The sequence below is a fragment of the Terrabacter aerolatus genome (assembly GCF_007991735.1).
Taxonomy (GTDB): Bacteria; Actinomycetota; Actinomycetes; order Actinomycetales; family Dermatophilaceae; genus Terrabacter; species Terrabacter aerolatus.
In genome coordinates this window covers 15,449-33,130 of sequence record NZ_BJYX01000021.1, presented here as the reverse complement: position 1 = coordinate 33,130, position 17,682 = coordinate 15,449, and the positions used below count along the sequence as shown (strand labels likewise).

Here is a 17,682-nt window from a genome sequence, read left to right as displayed (position 1 = left end):
TGGGTCAAACCCCTTTCGGTGAGGTGGACCGCGGTGAGTCAGGTCATCCCTCCCGGCCCCAGCGCCGGACTCGTCGGTGTCGTGGTGCTGCTCGGCGCCCTGGAGCAGGCGGCCCCGGGCCGACTCGGACCCGCGGGATGGGTCGTCGGCCTCGTCTCGGCCGTCACCGTGGTCGGGCTGCTCACCTGCGGGCTCATCCGCCTTCGGCGTGATCGCCTCACGCCTGCCGACCGCGTCACCCTGACCCGTGCCGTCATCGCCTGTGCCGTCGCAGGGCTCGTCGCCGGTGCCCTCGGCACACCCGGCGGCGGAGCGCCCTCCGGGACCCTCGTCGTCCTCGCATCGGTCGCGCTCGCGCTCGACGCCGTCGACGGCCGGGTCGCGCGGCGCACCGGCACCGTTCACCCCCTCGGCGCGCGGTTCGACATGGAGACCGACGCCTTCCTCATCCTCGTCCTCAGCATCCACGTCGCCGTGGGCCTCGGCTGGTGGGTGCTCGGCGTCGGGGCGGCGCGCTACGTCCTGCTGCTCGTCGGCGGGCTGTCGAGCCGGGCTCCGTGGCTGCGCGGTCAGGTGCCGCCCCGCCGGTGGCGCAAGGCGGTCGCGGCATACCAGGGCATCGCCCTGACGGCAGCGTCGAGCCAGATCCCGTCGCTCCGCGTCGGCGCAGCGCTCGTCGCCGCCGGACTCGTGCTGCTGGTCGTCTCGTTCGGCACCGAGGTCATGGCGCTTCGCCGGAGCGCCCGCTCGGCAGCCGGCGCTGCTCCGGTGACGGTGCCGTGGTCGAGGAGGCCGGCGCCCCCCGTCGATGCCGGCGTCGCCCCATGACGAGTCCGTCGACCCCTAATCTGCCCACCTCGGCGGGCACGCCCACACCGTCGTCCGCGCGACCGGCGTCACGACCGCGCCGAGTCCTCGGGAATCTCGTCAGCGCCCTGGCGGTCGTGCTCGTGTGGGTCACCCTGACGGCCCCGTCACCGACCCTCGGCTGGTCACCGACGCCGCTGTCGTTGCTGCGCATCCCGGCCGAAGGCATCGTCGTCGTCTCCGTCCTGCTCCTGCTGCGCCCTGCTGCCGCAGCGTGGTTCGCGGTCGCCATCGGCCTGGTCCTCGGTGTGCTCCTCGTCGTGCGGATCCTCGACGCCGCCTTCCTCGACACGCTCTACCGGCCCTTCAACCCGTTGACGGACTGGCGCTACGCGGGGTCGGCCACGCAGCTGCTCGGCGACTCGGCCGGGCTGGTGACGGCAGCGCTCGCGGTCGCGGGGACGGGCCTGCTCGTCCTCGGACTGGTGGCCCTCACCCCGCTGGCGCTGCGCCGGGTCGCCCGGCTCCTGAGGCGCCACCGCGGTGTCGCATGGCCTGCCCTCGTGGTCGCCACGGTGCTCTGGGTGGCGTCAGCGTCCCTGGGGGTCCACGTGACACCCGACCTCGCGCTGGCATCGTCGAGCACGGCAGCACTGACCGTGCACGAGGTCACGACCGTGCGCGACGGCGTGCGCGACCGGGAGGCCTTCGCCGCCCAGATCCCCGTGGACGCCTTCCGGACGACGCCGCCGGGAGACCTGCTGACGGCCCTTCGCGGCAAGGACGTCGTCATCGTCTTCGTCGAGAGCTACGGCAAGGTTGCCGTGGCCGGGAGCCCCGACGTGGCAAGGGCGCTCAGGGCCGGCACGAGCGCGTTGGGAACGTCGGGGTATGCCGTCCGCAGCGCCTGGCTCACGTCGCCCACGTTCGGCGGGGTCAGCTGGCTCGCGCACTCCACCCTCCAGTCGGGTCTGTGGGTGAGCAGCCAGCAGCGCTACGACCAGCTCCTCGACACCGCCGCCCCGGACGGCGCCACCTCCCCGCGGCTCACCCTCGCGCGCACCTTCTCCCGGGCCGGCTGGCGCACCGTCGACGTCATCCCCGCCAACCGCCGCGACTGGCCGGAGGGGAAGGCCTTCTACGGCTACGACGAGGTCTACGACTCGCGCACCCTGGGCTATCGGGGGCCCGGCTTCGGCTACGCCCCGATGCCCGACCAGTTCACCCTGTCCGCGCTCGACCGGCTCGAGCTCGAGCGCCACCCCACCGGCGGGCGTCCCCCGGTCATGGCCGAGGTCGATCTCGTGTCGAGCCACGTCCCGTGGGCCCCGCTACCCCGGCTCGTCGGCTGGCCCCAGATCGGTGACGGCTCCGTCTACCTCGCCCAGGCAGGCACCGCGACGCCCCGCGACACCGTGTGGGCCACGACGCAGGGCGTGCGGACGGCCTACGGCCAGACCGTCGCCTACTCCCTCGACAGCGTCGTGTCCTTCCTGCGGGCGACCCACGACGACAACCTCGTCGTCCTCATGCTCGGCGACCACCAGCCGATCAGCCTCGTCTCCGGCGACCACGCGAGCCACGACGTCCCCGTCAGCCTCATCGCCCGGGACCCGGCGGTCGTCGACCGCATCTCGGGCTGGCACTGGCAGGACGGACTGCGGCCGGGGCCCGACGCCCCGGTCTGGCCGATGGACCACTTCCGCGACCGGTTCCTCACCGCCTTCGGTCGCAGCGCCGGCGGCTGAACCCCGGCGGTCGCCGGGTCGTCTTCGGGAGAGGGAGTCCGACACCGCGGCGCCAACCGGACGACGCGGGGCGACCCCGGACGAAGGAGCGTCATCATGAGACTCCGAGGCGTGGGAGCGGCGGCACTGCTCGTGTCCGCGGGAGTACACCTCTATCTGTGGTTCGACGGGGTGCGGCACCAGAGCGTGGGACCGATGTTCCTCGTCAACGTCGTCGCGGGGATCGCCATCGCGGTCCTGCTCCTGCGGTGGGAGCACTGGGTGCCCGCCTTCCTCACCGCGGGCTTCGGCGTCGCGACGCTCGGCGCGTTCGTCATCGCCTCGACCGTCGGTCTCCTCGGCGTGCACACCGTGTGGGCCGGCGGGTCGGTCTGGACGGCGGCGGTCGCCGAGGTGGTCTGCATCGTCGTCGGCGGCGTGCTGCTGCTGCGCGCGGTGCCGATGACGTCCTCGCTGGCGAGCCCTCGCCGGCGGCACGCGTCCTGAGCCGGCGGCCCGACGGGTCGGCGAGCCGACCCGAGCCCCCTCGCCGTGGTCAGGCTCGGCGTCAGGCTCGGCGGGCCGACGCCGACGCTGTGCTGCCCTTTGGCCCGCGGCGCATGAGCACCAGCGCCGTGCCGAGACTCGTCAGCTCCGCGACCTTGGTGATCGCCGCGGCCAGGTCGACCGGTTCGCCGTGGCCGAGCACGAGACCCCCGGCCTCGACGTGGTCGTGGCCGACGTCGCCGATCGGGAGGCCGACGAGGACGGCATACGCCCACACCGCCAGCAGGGCGACGTCGAGCACCACGAGGGCGCTCAACGCGTTCTCGCTGCGGCGCACCAGGCACAGCACGGCCAGCGCGACCTGCGCGACTCCGGCCGCGAGGAAGCCCAGACCGAGCACCGTCGACTCCCCGAGGTGCTCGGGTGTCAGCACGAGGTGCATCCACCCGGCGACGAACGTCGCGGCCGCGAGCACGAGCCGGGCCACGAGCTCGCGCGGCAGGGCGTCTCGGCGCACCGGGACGAGCACCGCCGCGCCGAGGAGCACGAGGCCCCCGACGGCCATGACGACCGCGCCGGGGCCCTGCGACGGCGCCGAGAGCGCAGCTGTGGGGCCGGGGTCCGCCACGTAGTCGGCGATGTGACGCGCTCCGGCCAGTGAGTCCGCGACGACGACCGCGAGAACGACGACGGCGAGTGGCCGCAACACGTGACCGGCGCCCAGTCGCGTCGCGACCACGAGGAGCCCGACCGCGAGCAGCGCCAGTCCCGAGAGGTCCCCGCCGTCGAGCCGGAAGCCCGGCAGCGGTTCGAGCCCGTTGAAGAGGGTGAGCCACGGCAGCCAGGCGCCGAGGCCGACGAGGAGCAGACCGAGGACGGCGAGGCCGAGCGCGCTGCGCTCCCGCGCGCTCTCGTGGTCGTGCTGCGACGAGGCGTGCACGCGGGGTGCGGCGCCAGCAGGTGCGCCGACGGGGTGGAGTGTCATCTTCGACACCTTTCAGGAGGGCGTGCCGGGAGAGCGACGCGAGCCGCTCCCCCGGCACGGGGTCAGTGACCGACGACGTTGAAGAAGAGGTAGAGGTTGGTCGGGATGGGGCCGACGACACCGCTGTTCGGCTGTGCGAGAAGCGTGTTCATCGTCGCCTCGGACTTCCCCGCGGCGAGCGCGGACCACGCGGCCTGGTTGGTCACAGCGACGATCTTGACGTCCCACCAGCCCCCGGCGTTGCCGTCGAGGATGTGGCTGTGCGCCGGGAGCGCCACGGACTTGACGGCATCGGGGCTGGCCCCGAGCGCCCCTGCGATGCGCGACAGGTCGATGTCCAGCGGGTGGTTCGGGCAGCTCGCGACCGCACACATCGGAGCCGGGCTGGGGTTGGCGAAGAGCGGGACGAGGACGTAGAGGACGGACCGGTCGGCGTTCGACACGGGGCCGACGTTCGAGTCCGTCCCCACCTCGCAGCCGCTGGGCGCCGAGGACGGGACGCTCTTGTCGCAGAAGAAGTTCTGCGGGTACTGCACCGTCACGGTGGCGCCGTTCGACCACGCCGGCGTGGTCGCGCCGGACACCGGCCTGGTCGTGGAGCCCGAGGCGTAGGCGACGCCTGCGACGCCGACCAGGGCGAGACAGAGACCGATCAGGACCGAGAGGAAACCGCGCCGCAGGGGCGGGCGGGTACGTCGGGATGGAGACATCGTTGTTCCTTCGACTGGAGCGGCCCGTCATGTGCGAACCCCCGACTCCCACCCCGGAGCAGTCGGCCGCGACGCTGCAGACCCGAGGTACAGGTGGTTCGCCGCCGACCGGGATCCGGATGGGTCGGCTCTCACCCGGTCCGGGCGATGCGTTCGCGGGCGGGCCGGACCACCGTGGGGACGAGGCGCCACCCGAGCGTCCGCTGACTCACGGAGGTTGACATGCCCGCACGGCTGCGTTCCGTCCTGGCGTCCGTGCTCCTCGTCGTCGGGGTCCTGCTCGTTCCCGTCGGGGTCGCCTCGACGTGGCTGCGCACGACCGTCACCGACACCGACTCGTGGGTCGCCACGGTGTCGCCCCTCGCCACCGATCCCGCCGTCACGGCCCTCGTCGAGGACCGTGCCACCGCCCGTGTCATGACGGCGATCACCGACCAGCACCTCGTCCAGCGCGCCCTCGACGCCCTGGAGAACAAGGGCCTGCCCACCGCCGCGACCCGCGCGCTCGGGCTGCTCGCGGCTCCCCTCGCCGGACAGGTGGAGCAGGTGGTGCGCCGGGTCGTCACCGCCGTCGTCGAGAGCGACCAGTTCGCCACGGCCTGGGTCGCGGCGAACCGGGTGGCCCACACCCAGCTCGTCAACGTCCTCTCCGGGTCGACCGAGGGCGCGCTCGTCGACAACGGCACGAGCGTCAGCATCGACGTCGCGAACCTCGTGGCGCCGATCGAGCAACGCCTCGTGGCCGCCGGGGTGCCGCTCGTCGACAAGCTGCCGCCGATCACCGTCTCCGTGCCGCTCCTCGACAGTGCCGATGTCGCCGGGGCGCGCACCGCCTACACGGCGCTGCGCATCGGCGGGATCGCCCTGCCCCTCGGGGCGATCGTCCTGCTCGGTGCCGGCGTGGCCATGGCGCGCGACCGGCGACGGGCGGTCGTACGCGTGGGGCTGGGCGCCTCAGTCGCCTGCATCGTGCTGCTGCTGGCGTTGACGTTCGCACGTTCACACGTGGCGAGCAGTATGCCGTCCGGAGCGTCCGGCGCCGTCGTGTCCATCGTCGACACGGTCACCGCGGGCCTGCGCGGGCTCGTGCGCGTCGTCGTGCTCGCGGCGCTCGTGATCGTCGCCGTCGCGGTTCTCGTCGGCCCGTCACGTGGGGCGCGCCGGGTGCGCGAGCTCGGCGTGGCCGCGTGGACCGGGGCTCGAGGCGGCGCGGACCGCGCGTCCGGAGCGCCGCTCGCCCTGCCGGTCGCCGTCGGTGTCGCGGTCGTGTGCGTGCTCGTGGTGGCTCTCGCCGGTGACCTGGGCACCGGCTGGACCCTCGTGCTCGTCGCGGTCGCCGCCGCGGCTCTCGTCGTGGCCGTAATGGCGGCGCGCCTGCGCCGGGACGCCGAGGTCGCACCGGGCGTCACCCGGACGGGTCCGGGCGACGGGGACGTCGGGGAGGACGGCTCCGGCGTCAGAGAGCCGGCAGCAGGAGCCTGATGCTCGTCCCCCGACCCAGCTCGGACTCGACGTCGATGCGTCCGCCGTGCCGCGTCACGACGCGTTGCGCGATGCTGAGGCCCAACCCGGTGCCGGGCACCTGGAGGCTCTCGGGGTTGGTGCCGCGGAAGAACTCGGTGAACAGGCTCGCCTGGTCCTCCTCGGAGATGCCGAGCCCGTCGTCGGTGCACTCGATGACGACGCGGTCCCTGCGGCTCACCACCGACACGGCGACCCGACCGCCTGCCGGGGTGAACTTCACGGCGTTGCTCACGAGGTTCTGCACGACGCGCTCGAGGTCGCCGGCGCTGCCCCGCACGAGCGGCAGGCGCTCCTCCAGGTCGAAGGTGAGGCTCACCTTCTGGGTGTCGGCACGCGGTCGGAACATGTCGACGACGTCGCGCGAGACCTCCCCGAGATCGACGTCCGCCTCGGGCATGGCCCGGTCGGGGTCACTGACCCGCGAGAGTGTCAGCAGGTCGTCGACGAGGCTCTGCAGGCGCTCGGTGTTGCGCTCGATGACCCCGAGGGACCAGTCCGGGTTGGCGTCGGGTTCCTGCCTCAGCAGCTCGACGTGGCCGACGATCGAGGCGAGCGGGTTCTTCAGCTCGTGAGACACCGTCGAGAAGAGCTGCGTCTTGCTGCGGTCCGCCTCCCTCAGCTCGGCAGCGACCCGGCGCTCGACGGCATACAGCCGGGCGTTGCGGATGGCCCGCCCGAGGTCACGTCCCATCTCGAGTGCCGCCACGGCCTCGGCGTCGGTCCAGTCGGGGTCGTCGGGGCCACGGGTGCAGGCGATGTAGCCGAAGCAGCTCGAGCCGGAGCCCATCGGCGCCAGGAGCAGCGAGCGGGCCCCGGCGTCGCGCAGGAAGATGCGGACCTGTGCGACGTCGTCGTCGGCCCACAGCGCCGGCGGGTCGACGTGGTCGAGCCCGACGACGGCGACGACGCCCGCGCGCCAGCACCGCCCGACCATCCGGCGCGCGATCGCGACGAGCGAGACGGGGGTCCGCACGGGTGCACCGCTCCGGGCCGACACGCTCTCACGCTCGTCGTCGTCCTCGCCGCCGAAGGCCCTGAGCCACAGCCCTGCCGCGGCCAGACCCGCCGAGATCGGAGCCGCGGCGACGTCGACGACGCGGGCCGGGTCGAGGTCCTCCTGGGTGATGCGGGCCACCGTCTGGACGGCTTCGCCGAGACGCACCCGTTCGGAGAGCGCATGCCGCTGGCGAGCGGCGGAGATGGCGATACCGGTCTGGTTGGCGAACAGCTCGAGGACGGCTCGCTGCGTCAGGTCGGGCCGACGGCCGCTGAGCGGCAGGTCGACCGACAGGATCCCGAGCAGCTCACCGACGGCGTCGAAGAAGGGCGCGATGAGGGTGTCCTCGGGGTTCCAGGCGTCGGGGTCGTCGTCGGCCGCCTGGGCGGTCCAGTCGGACGAGACCCACCCCTCGGAGGACCCGGCAGGCAGCTCGCCGGCCGGGACGAACCGCAGGCTCCCCCAGCGCTCGGCCACCGCGAACTCGGCCTCGAGCACGGGGCGCGGCGTGCGCCGTCCGAGCAGCTCGGTGCGCGCGTCGTCGTCGCCGGCGACGGCGACCACCTCGACGTCACCGGAGGGCACCACGAGGCTGATGGCCGCGACCTTGAAGCCGACGACGTCGGCCGCACCGTCGACGACCATGTCGAAGAGGATCGAGAGGTCGTCCTGGGCGCTGACGCGATTCATCAGCTCGGTGAGTCGCCGAAGCGCCAGTACCTCCCACACCACGCCGTTGCGCAACCCTTGTCCCCTCACGTGCGCCTGCCCCTGGAGCGCGACCGCCGTCGCTGGGAATCGTCCCGATGGTCACGATATGTCCGAGAGGCCTCCGGTGTGGCCGGTCTGGCAGAACCCGCGACGGCACGTCGTGTGCAACCCGTCACGAGACACGTCGCGCGGAACCTGTCACGGGCAGGGTGACGGTGAACGTCGACCCTGCGTCGGGGGCCGACTCGAGCGACACCGAGCCGCCGTGCCCCTCGGCGATGGCCCGCACGATCGACAGCCCGAGACCCGGGCCCTGGATGGCCTGCTCGTTGGCAGCGCTGGAGCGGAAGAAGCGCGCGAAGACGCGTTCGTGGTCGGCCGGCGGGATGCCCATGCCCGAGTCGGAGACGGTCAGGCAGACCGTCCCGGGGTCCCGGTCGTCGGGGTGCGCGGCGAGGGACACCCGTCCACCGTCGGGCGTGAACTTGACCGCGTTGGAGAGCAGGTTGGTCACCATGCGTTCGAGGGCACCCGGGTCGCCCTCGACCCACAGCGGCCGCGGCGAGACGTCGATGTCGCGCACGAGGTCACGCTGGCTCGTCACGGTCGCGACGGAGGTCCAGGCGCTCGCGACGACGTCGGAGAGGTCGCAGCGGCGCGGCTGGAGCTCGAGCCGACCCGCCTCGATGCGCGAGTTGAGCAGGAGGTCCTCGATGAGCGAGAGCAGGCGGCGGGCGTTGCGGTCGACCCGGGAGAGGAGCTCGAGCTGGCGGTCGGTGAGCGGTCCCGCTGCGCCGTCCTCGAGCATCTCGGTGTAGCCGAGGACGCTGGCGAGCGGGGTGCGCAGCTCGTGGCTGACCGCCGACACGAAGTCGGACTTGGTGCGGTCGAGCGCCGTCAGCTCCTCGACCGCCTGACGCTCGCGGTCGAGCGCGACCTGCAGGGCCACCTCGGCCTGACGGCGCCGGGTTACGTCCTCGGCGACACCGAGGTAGCCCGTGAGCCGGCCGCTCTCGTCGCGGATGCCGCTCATGGTCAGTGACACGGTGCGGCGCGCGCCGCCCTTGCGCACGTAGGTCCAGTCCCGTGTCTCCGTGGCCGCGCCCCCGCGCAGTCGGTGCACGAGCACCCCGAAGCCGGGCTCGATCCCGAGCTCGGTGGCACGTCGCTCGACCTCGGCCGGGTCGTGCAGCAGCGACCAGTCACGGGCGCCGACCACCTCGGACGCGCGCCAGCCCAGGACCGTCTCGGCGCCGCGGTTGAAGAGCGTGATGACGCCATCGAGGTCGGTGCCGACGATGGCGGTCGCCGTGGCCGCCTCGAGCACGGCCTCGACGAAGGTGCGGGCGGCTCGCTCGTCGGTGACGTCGACGCCGGTCTTGACGAGGTGCGTGCGCAGCCCGTCGTCGTCGGTCAGGTAGGCGTTGGTCCAGATGAGATGGCGCACCCCGAGGCCCTCGACGCGCCAGTCCTGCTCCTCGTGCAGGGGCGCGGCGCCGTCCGCGATGGCGTCCATCCGGGCGGCGAGGCCCTCACGGTCGTCGACGGGCAGCACCTCGGCAGCCGGTCGTCCCACGAGGGCCTCCTCGGCGTCCCCGAGCAGCCGGGCAGCCGTCGCGTTGAGCCGGGCGATCCGGCCCGCCGTGTCGACGACGATGATCGCGCTCGCAGCGGTGTCGAGCACGACCCCGGAGAGCTCCACCTCGCTGCGGAGGTCGGCGAGGGCGGCGCGGCGCTGCGTCGTGGCGACCGCGAGCGACAGGGTCGTGACGGCCGCCGTCGCGAGGAAGGCCTGGGTCAGCGCCCCGACCGTCTCGGGGCGGATGCCGCCCAGCTGGCCCGCCGCGGCGAACGGCCCCCCACGAGCGCTCGTCAGCGTCACCGCCACGACGCCGACGACGAGCAGCTGCATGGCCACGGTGCGCAGCCCGAGGCGGAGGGCACCCCACACGAGTCCCGGGATGGGCAGGAAGGCGAGCGGCAACGACTGGTTCTGGTGGAACACCCAGGAGGTCACGCCGACGACGACGACCCACTGGGCGACGTCCTCGAGCTCCGGCCGGCGGACGCGGCGCAGACCGGCGGCGATTCCGAGAGGGGCCATGACGAGGACGGCAGCGCCGTGCGACGCCGCCGCCGCCGACGCCGAGTCGAAGAAGTCGCCGCCGAGGACGACGTGCGCGGTCAGGCCGGCCAGCAGGCCGATGACGGCTGCGCCGGTCACGGTCGCGGCGATGAGGCGCCAGAGGTCGTCCATCGACGCGAGACCCGGCCGGCGACCGCGGGCGGTCAGGAGCCCGTGCACCACGGCGACCTCGGCGGCGTTGGCGAACCCGTAGAGGACGCTGACGAGGACGGGTCGGCCGCCGACGTAGTTGGCGGCGCCGCTCGAGACGAGCACGCCGAGGACGAAGACGGCAGAGCGCCGCGGACCGGGGTCGGTCGCGAGCAGGAAGGAGACCGCCAGGCCCGCCGCCGGCCACCAGAGCGCCACGGTCGACCCCGGCAGCGCGAAGTGCACGGAGGTCAGGCCGAGGACGAAGACGCCGACGAGGGCCAGGACCGCCCAGACCGACCATCCCGCGCGGCGCGCCAGGTGGCTCACACCGATCACGCGGCCCTGACTGGGGTCGCGGGTCGACGGGTGGCGGCTCCTGCCGTCTGCGCGGTCCTCATGGCTTCATGATGTCGCAGCAAGCTGGAGAATCCGGCAAAAGGGATTTTTCAGCCTCCCCGTGTCGCCTCCCTCTGTCGCCTCCCCGTGTCGCCACCCCGCCCGTCGGGCCGATCCGCTCCGGGCCGATCCGCTCCGGGCCGGGAAGGTCGGCCCCGGTCGGCCCCCGGGTCACCAGCCGGACTGCATGGCCGAGCGCTCGGGCGCCGGGACCCGGGTCAGCTGGAGGAAGCCGCCCTCGAAGTCGCGCTTCTCGATGCCCCGACGGACGAGGCCGCGGGCGGCGGCCAGGGCGACGTCCTTGTCGACGAACGTGGGCTCGCTGCACGTGAACTCGTGCCCCTTCCAGCGCACGGTGCAGCCACCGGCGGCCCGCACGTTGCGCACCCAGTCGGTCCGCCGCCCCCACGGCAGCCCGATGACGAACGTCGTCGGCGTCGGGATGACCGCGACCGGAGTCGCATACTCCGTACCGCTCGTCCGGCCGCGGTGGCGCAGCACCGCCCAGACGGGCAGGACCCGGTGACCGGCGAGCCGGACGGCGACCTTGTTGAACTGCTTCGCTGCTGCGGGTGGACCGGCCATCCCTCCACTATCCTCGCCGGCGCCCGCAGGGTGACGGATACGCCGATCCCGGCCGAGGACGTGTGCCGCGAGGCCGGGTCGCGCGCGGATCAGCCCAGGTGCCCGCGCACGGACGCGTGCCCCTTGAGCAGGTTGCGCGCGATGGTGCGCCGCTGGATCTCGTCGGTGCCCTCGTAGATGCGCAGCAGGCGCAGCTCGCGGTACCACCGCTCGACGGGCAGCTCGCGGGTGTAGCCCATGCCGCCGTGCATCTGGAGCACGCGGTCGACGATCTCGTTGGCCTTGACGCCGCCGTAGAGCTTGGCCATCGACTGCGACTGGCGCGAGTCGAGGCCGCGGTCGACCTGCCAGGCCGCCGTCAGGACGAGCCAGCGCAGCGCCTCGATCTCGACGGCGGAGTCGGCGACCATCCACTGGATGGCCTGGCGGTTCGCGATGGGCTCACCGAAGGTGACGCGGTTGCGGGCCCACTCCATCCCCATCTCGACGAGCCGCTCGCACGAGCCGAGCGCCCGGGCCGGGAGCATGTAGCGGCCCTTGCCGATCCACCGCATGGCCAGCTCGAACCCCTTGCCCTCCTCGCCGAGGATCGCCGAGTGCGGCACGCGCACGTCCTCGAAGACGAGCGCTGCAGGGCCCCACTCGCCCATGGTGTCGATCGGCGTGCTCGCCCAGCCCCGGTCGCGGTCGACGAGGAAGCACGTGACGCCGCCGTCCGCGCCCTTCTCCTTGTCCGTCACGGCGAAGACCATGACGAAGTCGGCCTCGTGCCCGCCGGTGATGAAGGTCTTCTCGCCGTTGATGACCCACTCGTCGCCCTCTCGACGGGCACTCGTGCGGATGGCACGCGCGTCGGACCCGGCGCCCGGCTCGGTGATGGCGAAGCACGACCTGCGCGTGCCCTCGATCGTCGGGCGCAGGTAGGTCTCCTGCTGCTCCTCGGTGGCCGAGAAGAGGATGTTGTCGGCCTCGCCGGCGAAACGGAACGGCACGAACGACCGGCCGAGCTCGATCTCGATGAGCGCGGCGACGACCGCTCCCTGCCCCATGCCGCCGTGGCTCTCGGGCGTCTGGATGCCGAAGAACCCGGACGAGCGGGCTTTGTCCTGAAGGGTTTTCAGCTCCTCGGCCGTGAGCCCCCGCTCGTTCCGCCGCTCGCGCTCGAGCACCTGCGGCTCGAGCGGCACGATCTCCTTGCGCACGAAGGTGCGCACCCAGTCACGGATCTCGCGCTCCTCGGCGCTGAGGTCGAAGTCCATCGTCGGTCCCTTCGTCGTGCGGTCGGGTGTGATCGTGCGGTCGTCGTCGAGCGGGCCCACCAGCGGACGTATGCCGTGTGGCGACAGTCAGCGGGCGGCATACCTCCGCAGCTCGGCCTTGGCGAGGGCGTTCTTGTGCACCTCGTCGGGGCCGTCGGCGAAGCGGAGCGTGCGGATGCCGGCGAAGGCGGCGGCGAGCTCGGTGTCCTGGCTGAGGCCGGCCGCGCCGTGGGTCTGGATGGCCTTGTCGAGGATCCACTCGACGGTCTTGGGCGTCGCGATCTTGATCGCCTGGATCTCGGTGTGGGCGCCCTTGTTGCCGACGGTGTCCATGAGCCAGGCCGTCTTGAGCACGAGCAGGCGCAGCTGCTCGATGCGGACGCGCGACTCGGCGATCCAGTCGCGCACGACGCCCTGCTCGGCGATGGGCCGGCCGAAGGCGACGCGCTCGGACGCGCGGCGGCACATGGCCTCGATGGCGACCTCGGCCAAGCCGATCGAGCGCATGCAGTGGTGGATGCGGCCCGGGCCGAGGCGGGCCTGCGCGATGGCGAAGCCCGTGCCCTCCTCGCCGATGAGGTTGCTCGCGGGCACGCGGACGTCGGTGAAGCGCAGCTCGGCGTGGCCGCCGTGGTCGTGGTCGTCGTAGCCGAAGACCTCCATGCCGCGCACGACCTCGACGCCGGGAGCGTCGCGCGGCACGAGGATCATCGACTGCTGGCGGTGGCGGTCGGCATCGGGGTCGGTCTTGCCCATGACGATGAGGACCTCGCACTCGGGGTTCATCGCGCCGGTGATCCACCACTTGCGGCCGTTGATGACGTAGTCGTCGCCGTCGCGCCGGATGCTCGTGCCGATGTTGGTCGCGTCGCTGCTCGCCACGTCGGGCTCGGTCATCGCAAAGGCGGAGCGGATCTCGCCGCGCAGCAAGGGTTTCAGCCAGCGCTCCTGCTGGTCGGGGTTGCCGAACTGGGCGAGCACCTCCATGTTGCCCGTGTCCGGGGCGGCGCAGTTGAGCACCGCCGGGGCCAGGCGGATGGAGCGGCCCGTGATCTCGGCCAGTGGGGCGTACTGGAGGTTGGTCAGGCCGGCGCCGTGCTCCCCGGGGAGGAAGACGTTCCAGAGGCCGAGGTCGCGGGCCTGCTGGCGCAGCTCCTGCAGCACGGGAGCGGTGCTCCACGCCCACCGGTCCGGCAGCGCCGCGACCTGCTCGTCGAAGACGGGCAGCGACGGCACGATGCCCTCGTCCATGAAGCGGAGCAGCGACCGGCGCAGCTCCTCGGTGCGGGCGTCGAATCCGAAGTCCATGTCAGCTCTCCTTGAGGGCGGCGAGACCGGCCGCCACGAGGGGGACGGTGGCCTCGCCGATGGTGGCGAAGCCGCCACCGACGGTCTGGCCCTGGGTGTAGCGGTAGTGGATGCCCTCGAGGATCACGGCGAGCTTGAAGTAGGCGAGGCCGAGGTGGAACGAGAGGTGACCGAGGTCGCGACCGCTCGCGGCGGCATACCGCTGGCGCAGCTCGGGCCCGCTGATGAAGCCGGCTGCCCGGGACACGTCGGAGACCGCGACGGTGTCCATGAGGAGGGGTAGGCGCTGGTAGGCCTCGAGGAGAGCCACGTCGGTGAGCGGGTCACCGAGCGTCGCCATCTCCCAGTCGAGGACCGCCGACACCTCGTCGTCGGTGGTGACGAGAAGGTTGTCGAGGCGGAAGTCGCCGTGCACGATCGTCGGATCGCCTTGCACCGGAACGGATCCCGCGAGACGCTCGTGCAGGTCGTCGATGCCGGGCAGCTCACGGCTGCGGGAGGCGTCGAGCTGCTGCTTCCAGCGCCGGACCTGCCGCTCGAGGAAGCCCTCGGGGCGGCCGAAGTCGGCCAGCCCCACCGAGGCGGGGTCGACGGCGTGCAGGGCGACGAGCGTGTCGACCATCCGCTCGCTGATCGCGCGAACCCGCTCGCCACCGAGCGGCGCGAGCTGCGCCTCGAAGCGGTAGGGCGTGCCGGCCACGCGCTCCATGACGTAGAACGGGGCGCCGATGACGTCGGGGTCCTCGCACACGGCATACGTCGTCGGGACGGGGACGGCGGTGTCGCGCAGGGCGGTGATGACGCGGTGCTCGCGCACCATGTCGTGGGCGGTGGCGAGCACGTGCCCGAGGGGTGGGCGGCGCACGATGACGCTGCCCGTGCCGTCACCCACCTCGTAGGTGAGGTTGGACTTGCCGCCCGCCACGACCCGCCCGGTCAGCGGCCCGTCGAGCAGACCGGGAGCCTCGCGGTCGAGGAAGCCCCGCAGCGCGTCGAGCGGGAGCCCGGGCAGGTCGGTGCGGTCGGCGTCCGTCACGTCAGTCCTTCGGTCCGCCGGCGACGTAGATGACCTGGCCCGAGACGAACCCGGCCTCGTCGCGCACGAGGAAGGAGGTCGTGGCGGCGATGTCCTCCGGCTGGCCGACGCGGGCCACCGGGATCTCCTTGGCCGCGCCCTCGAGGAACTGCTCGAAGGTGATGCCCATGCGCTCGGCGGTCTGGCGCGTCATGTCCGTGGCGATGAAGCCCGGGGCGATGGCGTTGGCCGTGACACCGAACTTGCCGAGCTCGATGGCGAGGGTCTTGGTGAAGCCCTGCAGGCCGGCCTTGGCGGCGGAGTAGTTCGCCTGGCCGCGGTTGCCGAGGGCCGAGGTCGAGCTGAGGTTGACGATGCGGCCGAACTTCGCGTCGATCATGTGCTTCTGGGTCGCGCGCGTCATGAGGAACGAGCCGCGCAGGTGGACGTTCATGACGGCGTCCCAGTCGTCGGCGGTCATCTTGAAGAGCATGTTGTCGCGGATGATGCCGGCGTTGTTGACGAGCACGGTGGGCGCGCCGAGCTCGGACGCGACCCGGTCGACCGCCGCCTGGACCGCGGCCTCGTCGGACACGTCGACCCCGACCGCGAGGCCCGTGCCACCTGCGGCCTCGATGTCGGACACCACTGCAGCGCAAGCGGACTCGTCGAGGTCGAGGACGGCGACGGCATACCCGTCGGAGGCGAGTCGCTTGGCGACGGCGGCGCCGATGCCACGCGCAGCTCCCGTGACGATGGCGGTGCGCCGGGTGGTCGTGTCGGCGGGGGTCTGCTGGTCGGTCATGCGGGCTCCTGGGTCGGGGTGGTGGTCGAGGTCTGGGTCTGGTGGTCGAGCTTCTGCTGGAGCCGGTTCATGCCGGCGAGCCAGGCGTCGGGGTGGGCGGCGCGTTGCGCGGCGTAGTCCGCAACCTCGGGGTGCGGCAGCACGTAGAAGGCGTCGCTCGAGAGCGCCTGCCAGGCCGCGTCGGCGACGTCGTCGGCGCTGACCGTGGCGTCGCGGGTCAGCAGCTCGCGCAGCGGCCCGGACTCCTCGAGCATGCGGGTCTGCACGCCCTGCGGGCAGATGGCCTGGACGACGATCCCGCGGTGCCGGTAGGTGGCGCTCAGCCACTCGGAGAACGCGACGGCGGCGTGCTTGCTGACGGAGTAGGGCGCGTCGCCGAGCATCGTGAGCAGCCCCGCCGCGGAGGCGGTCACGACGAGACGACCGCCGCCGGCGTCGAGCCAGCGCGGGACGAGGTGGCGGGCCGCGCGCACGTGGGCGAGGACGTTGGTGTCGAGGGCACGGGCCCACTCCGCGTCGTCGGCCTCGAGCCCCTGGAGGGTGCCGATGCCCGCGTTGGCGAAGAACACGTCGACGTGACCGAGGTGGTCGTATGCCGTGTCGACGAGGTGTCGCACCCCCGCGTCGGTCGAGGTGTCGCCCGGGACGGCGAGCGCACCGGTCTCCTCGGCGACCGCCGCGAGCTCGGCGGCGTCGAGGTCGGCGACGACGAGCTGCCAGCCCTCGCGCGCCAGCCGGGACGCGATGGCGCGCCCGATGCCCCGGGCGGCCCCGGTGACGACTGCGGTGTCGGGCATGCTGCTCCTCGCTGTGGACTAAGCGCTTGCTTACCTTGACGACAACACCCCTCTCCCGTCAAGTGCCCCCCACCGTCGAGAGGCCACCTCTGGCCCTCCCCCACCGTCGAGAGGCCACGAACGGCCCCGTCGTCAACCGGCCACGCGCTCGATGAACGCGACCGCACGGTCCAGTGCCCGGCGCCCGTCCACGCTGTCGAGGTCGAACTGGAACTCGTGCCCGAGCCGCGGCTCGTGCGTCTCGTCGAAGAGCAGCGTGTCGTGGTCGACGCCGTGCCGGCCGAGGGCCTCCACGAGCGCGGTGGTGTGGGGCAGCAGCGGGTCGCCGTTGCCGGCCGAAACGAAGCTGGGCGGGAACGACGGCGAGACGTGGCCCGGGATCGATCCCTGACGCGTCGTGCGCTCGTCGTGCCGCCGGCTCGACCCGAGGTACGACCAGACGGCCGTGTCGACGAGCCAGCTGCCGATCCGGGTCGACCCCTGCGCGAGCGTGAAGTCGTAGGCGCCGCAGAAGAGCACGAGACCCTTGAGCGCCTCGGCCGGCACATCCACGTCGATGCCGAGGTCCTCGGCGTATGCCGGGTCGCTGACGAGCAGCGCGACCTGCGCCGCGATCTGGGCACCGGCGGAGTCGCCGGCGAGGACGATGCGGCCCGGGTCGACGCCGAGCCGGTCGGCATGGTCGACGAGGTGCGCGAGGGCGGCGGCCACCTGCCTGACCGGCGTGGGGTAGCGGGAGCCGGGCGCGATCGAGTAGTCGACGCCGACGGTCGTCAGACCGCGCCCGGCGAGGACGCGGAGGTAGTTGGCGACGTCGCCCTTGCACCCCGACACGAAGGCGCCGCCGTGCACCCAGACGACGGTGGGCAGCGCCTCGTCCCGTGGCGGCCGGAAGACGTCGAGCCGTCCGTCCGGGGACGCGATGTCGTAGGCCTCGTCGACGACCTCGACGAGGTCGCTCGGCACGTGCCTCTCGAGGGCGGCGCTCGCGCGCGCGGCGCCGCGATCGAAGACGGCCCGGACGAGGAGGGCCGACGGCCACGGCGTCGTCCTGGCCGTGACGAGCAGAGCGCCTGCAGCGGTCGCCGTACCCAGCGCGACCCTGCGCGCGAGACCTCGAGTCCGGTCGACGACGCCACCCATGGAGCGAATCTAGTCCGGCTCCTGACCATCCGCGGCCCGTCGACGGCCGACAGGGGGCCGGACGTGGCCTCCCGACGGTGGTGGACCCGCGGACCGTGGCCTCTCGAGGGTTGGGATGTGGGTGGGAG

General features: G+C 72.8%; 15 protein-coding genes. 4 read left to right on the top strand and 11 right to left on the bottom strand.

Annotated elements, in window-relative coordinates:
- The first annotated feature begins 33 nt into the window (after positions 1–33).
- From TAE01_RS16475 to TAE01_RS16465, 3 genes are all read left to right on the top strand, one after another.
- Positions 34–828, top strand: a complete 795-nt coding sequence (locus TAE01_RS16475) for a CDP-alcohol phosphatidyltransferase family protein (protein ID WP_147067902.1) — start codon at positions 34–36, stop codon at positions 826–828.
- Positions 825–2,555: an LTA synthase family protein gene (locus tag TAE01_RS16470; RefSeq protein ID WP_246111409.1), complete on the top strand. Its 1,731-nt coding sequence runs from the start codon at positions 825–827 to the stop codon at positions 2,553–2,555. The genes TAE01_RS16475 and TAE01_RS16470 overlap by 4 nt, the downstream gene beginning before the upstream one ends.
- Before the next feature lie 96 nt (positions 2,556–2,651).
- Positions 2,652–3,041: a hypothetical protein gene (locus TAE01_RS16465; protein WP_147067901.1), complete on the top strand. Its 390-nt coding sequence runs from the start codon at positions 2,652–2,654 to the stop codon at positions 3,039–3,041.
- A 61-nt stretch (positions 3,042–3,102) separates the two neighbouring features.
- Here TAE01_RS16465 and TAE01_RS16460 read toward each other — a convergent pair whose 3' ends face one another.
- On the bottom strand, positions 3,103–4,026 hold the full coding sequence (locus tag TAE01_RS16460; RefSeq protein WP_147067900.1) for a hypothetical protein: 924 nt from the start codon (positions 4,024–4,026) through the stop codon (positions 3,103–3,105).
- A gap of 62 nt (positions 4,027–4,088) precedes the next feature.
- Entirely contained in the window at positions 4,089–4,736 is a 648-nt protein-coding gene (locus TAE01_RS16455) for a hypothetical protein (RefSeq protein WP_147067899.1), read from the bottom strand.
- A gap of 222 nt (positions 4,737–4,958) precedes the next feature.
- Between TAE01_RS16455 and TAE01_RS16450 the strand changes: the two genes are divergently transcribed.
- Complete coding sequence (locus TAE01_RS16450; protein ID WP_147067898.1) at positions 4,959–6,218, top strand: hypothetical protein; 1,260 nt, start codon at positions 4,959–4,961, stop codon at positions 6,216–6,218.
- Here the strand turns inward: TAE01_RS16450 and TAE01_RS16445 are convergent.
- The 9 genes from TAE01_RS16445 to TAE01_RS16405 form a co-directional block, all read right to left on the bottom strand.
- On the bottom strand, positions 6,193–7,947 hold the full coding sequence (locus TAE01_RS16445; protein ID WP_186815249.1) for a sensor histidine kinase: 1,755 nt from the start codon (positions 7,945–7,947) through the stop codon (positions 6,193–6,195). The two genes, TAE01_RS16450 and TAE01_RS16445, sit on opposite strands and share 26 nt — an antisense overlap.
- Before the next feature lie 193 nt (positions 7,948–8,140).
- Positions 8,141–10,582 (bottom strand): sensor histidine kinase, encoded by a 2,442-nt coding sequence (locus TAE01_RS16440; protein WP_147067896.1) that lies wholly within the window; start codon positions 10,580–10,582, stop codon positions 8,141–8,143.
- 231 nt (positions 10,583–10,813) lie between these two features.
- A complete protein-coding gene (locus TAE01_RS16435) occupies positions 10,814–11,227 on the bottom strand; it encodes a nitroreductase family deazaflavin-dependent oxidoreductase (RefSeq protein WP_147067895.1) in 414 nt (137 codons plus the stop codon).
- An 89-nt stretch (positions 11,228–11,316) separates the two neighbouring features.
- Entirely contained in the window at positions 11,317–12,546 is a 1,230-nt protein-coding gene (locus TAE01_RS16430) for an acyl-CoA dehydrogenase family protein (RefSeq protein WP_246111408.1), read from the bottom strand.
- Positions 12,547–12,573: 27 nt separating this feature from the next.
- Positions 12,574–13,794: an acyl-CoA dehydrogenase family protein gene (locus TAE01_RS16425; RefSeq protein WP_147067894.1), complete on the bottom strand. Its 1,221-nt coding sequence runs from the start codon at positions 13,792–13,794 to the stop codon at positions 12,574–12,576.
- Position 13,795: 1 nt separating this feature from the next.
- Positions 13,796–14,830 carry a phosphotransferase family protein gene (locus TAE01_RS16420; protein ID WP_147067893.1) on the bottom strand — a complete coding sequence of 345 codons (1,035 nt, stop codon included), beginning with the start codon at positions 14,828–14,830 and terminating at the stop codon, positions 13,796–13,798.
- Between the two features lies 1 nt (position 14,831).
- On the bottom strand, positions 14,832–15,614 hold the full coding sequence (fabG, locus tag TAE01_RS16415; protein WP_147067892.1) for a 3-oxoacyl-ACP reductase FabG: 783 nt from the start codon (positions 15,612–15,614) through the stop codon (positions 14,832–14,834).
- Positions 15,611–16,411, bottom strand: a complete 801-nt coding sequence (locus tag TAE01_RS16410; protein ID WP_147067891.1) for an SDR family NAD(P)-dependent oxidoreductase — start codon at positions 16,409–16,411, stop codon at positions 15,611–15,613. The genes fabG and TAE01_RS16410 overlap by 4 nt, the downstream gene beginning before the upstream one ends.
- A 132-nt stretch (positions 16,412–16,543) precedes the next feature.
- A complete protein-coding gene (locus TAE01_RS16405; RefSeq protein WP_147067890.1) occupies positions 16,544–17,554 on the bottom strand; it encodes an alpha/beta hydrolase in 1,011 nt (336 codons plus the stop codon).
- Between the last annotated feature and the right edge of the window lie 128 nt (positions 17,555–17,682).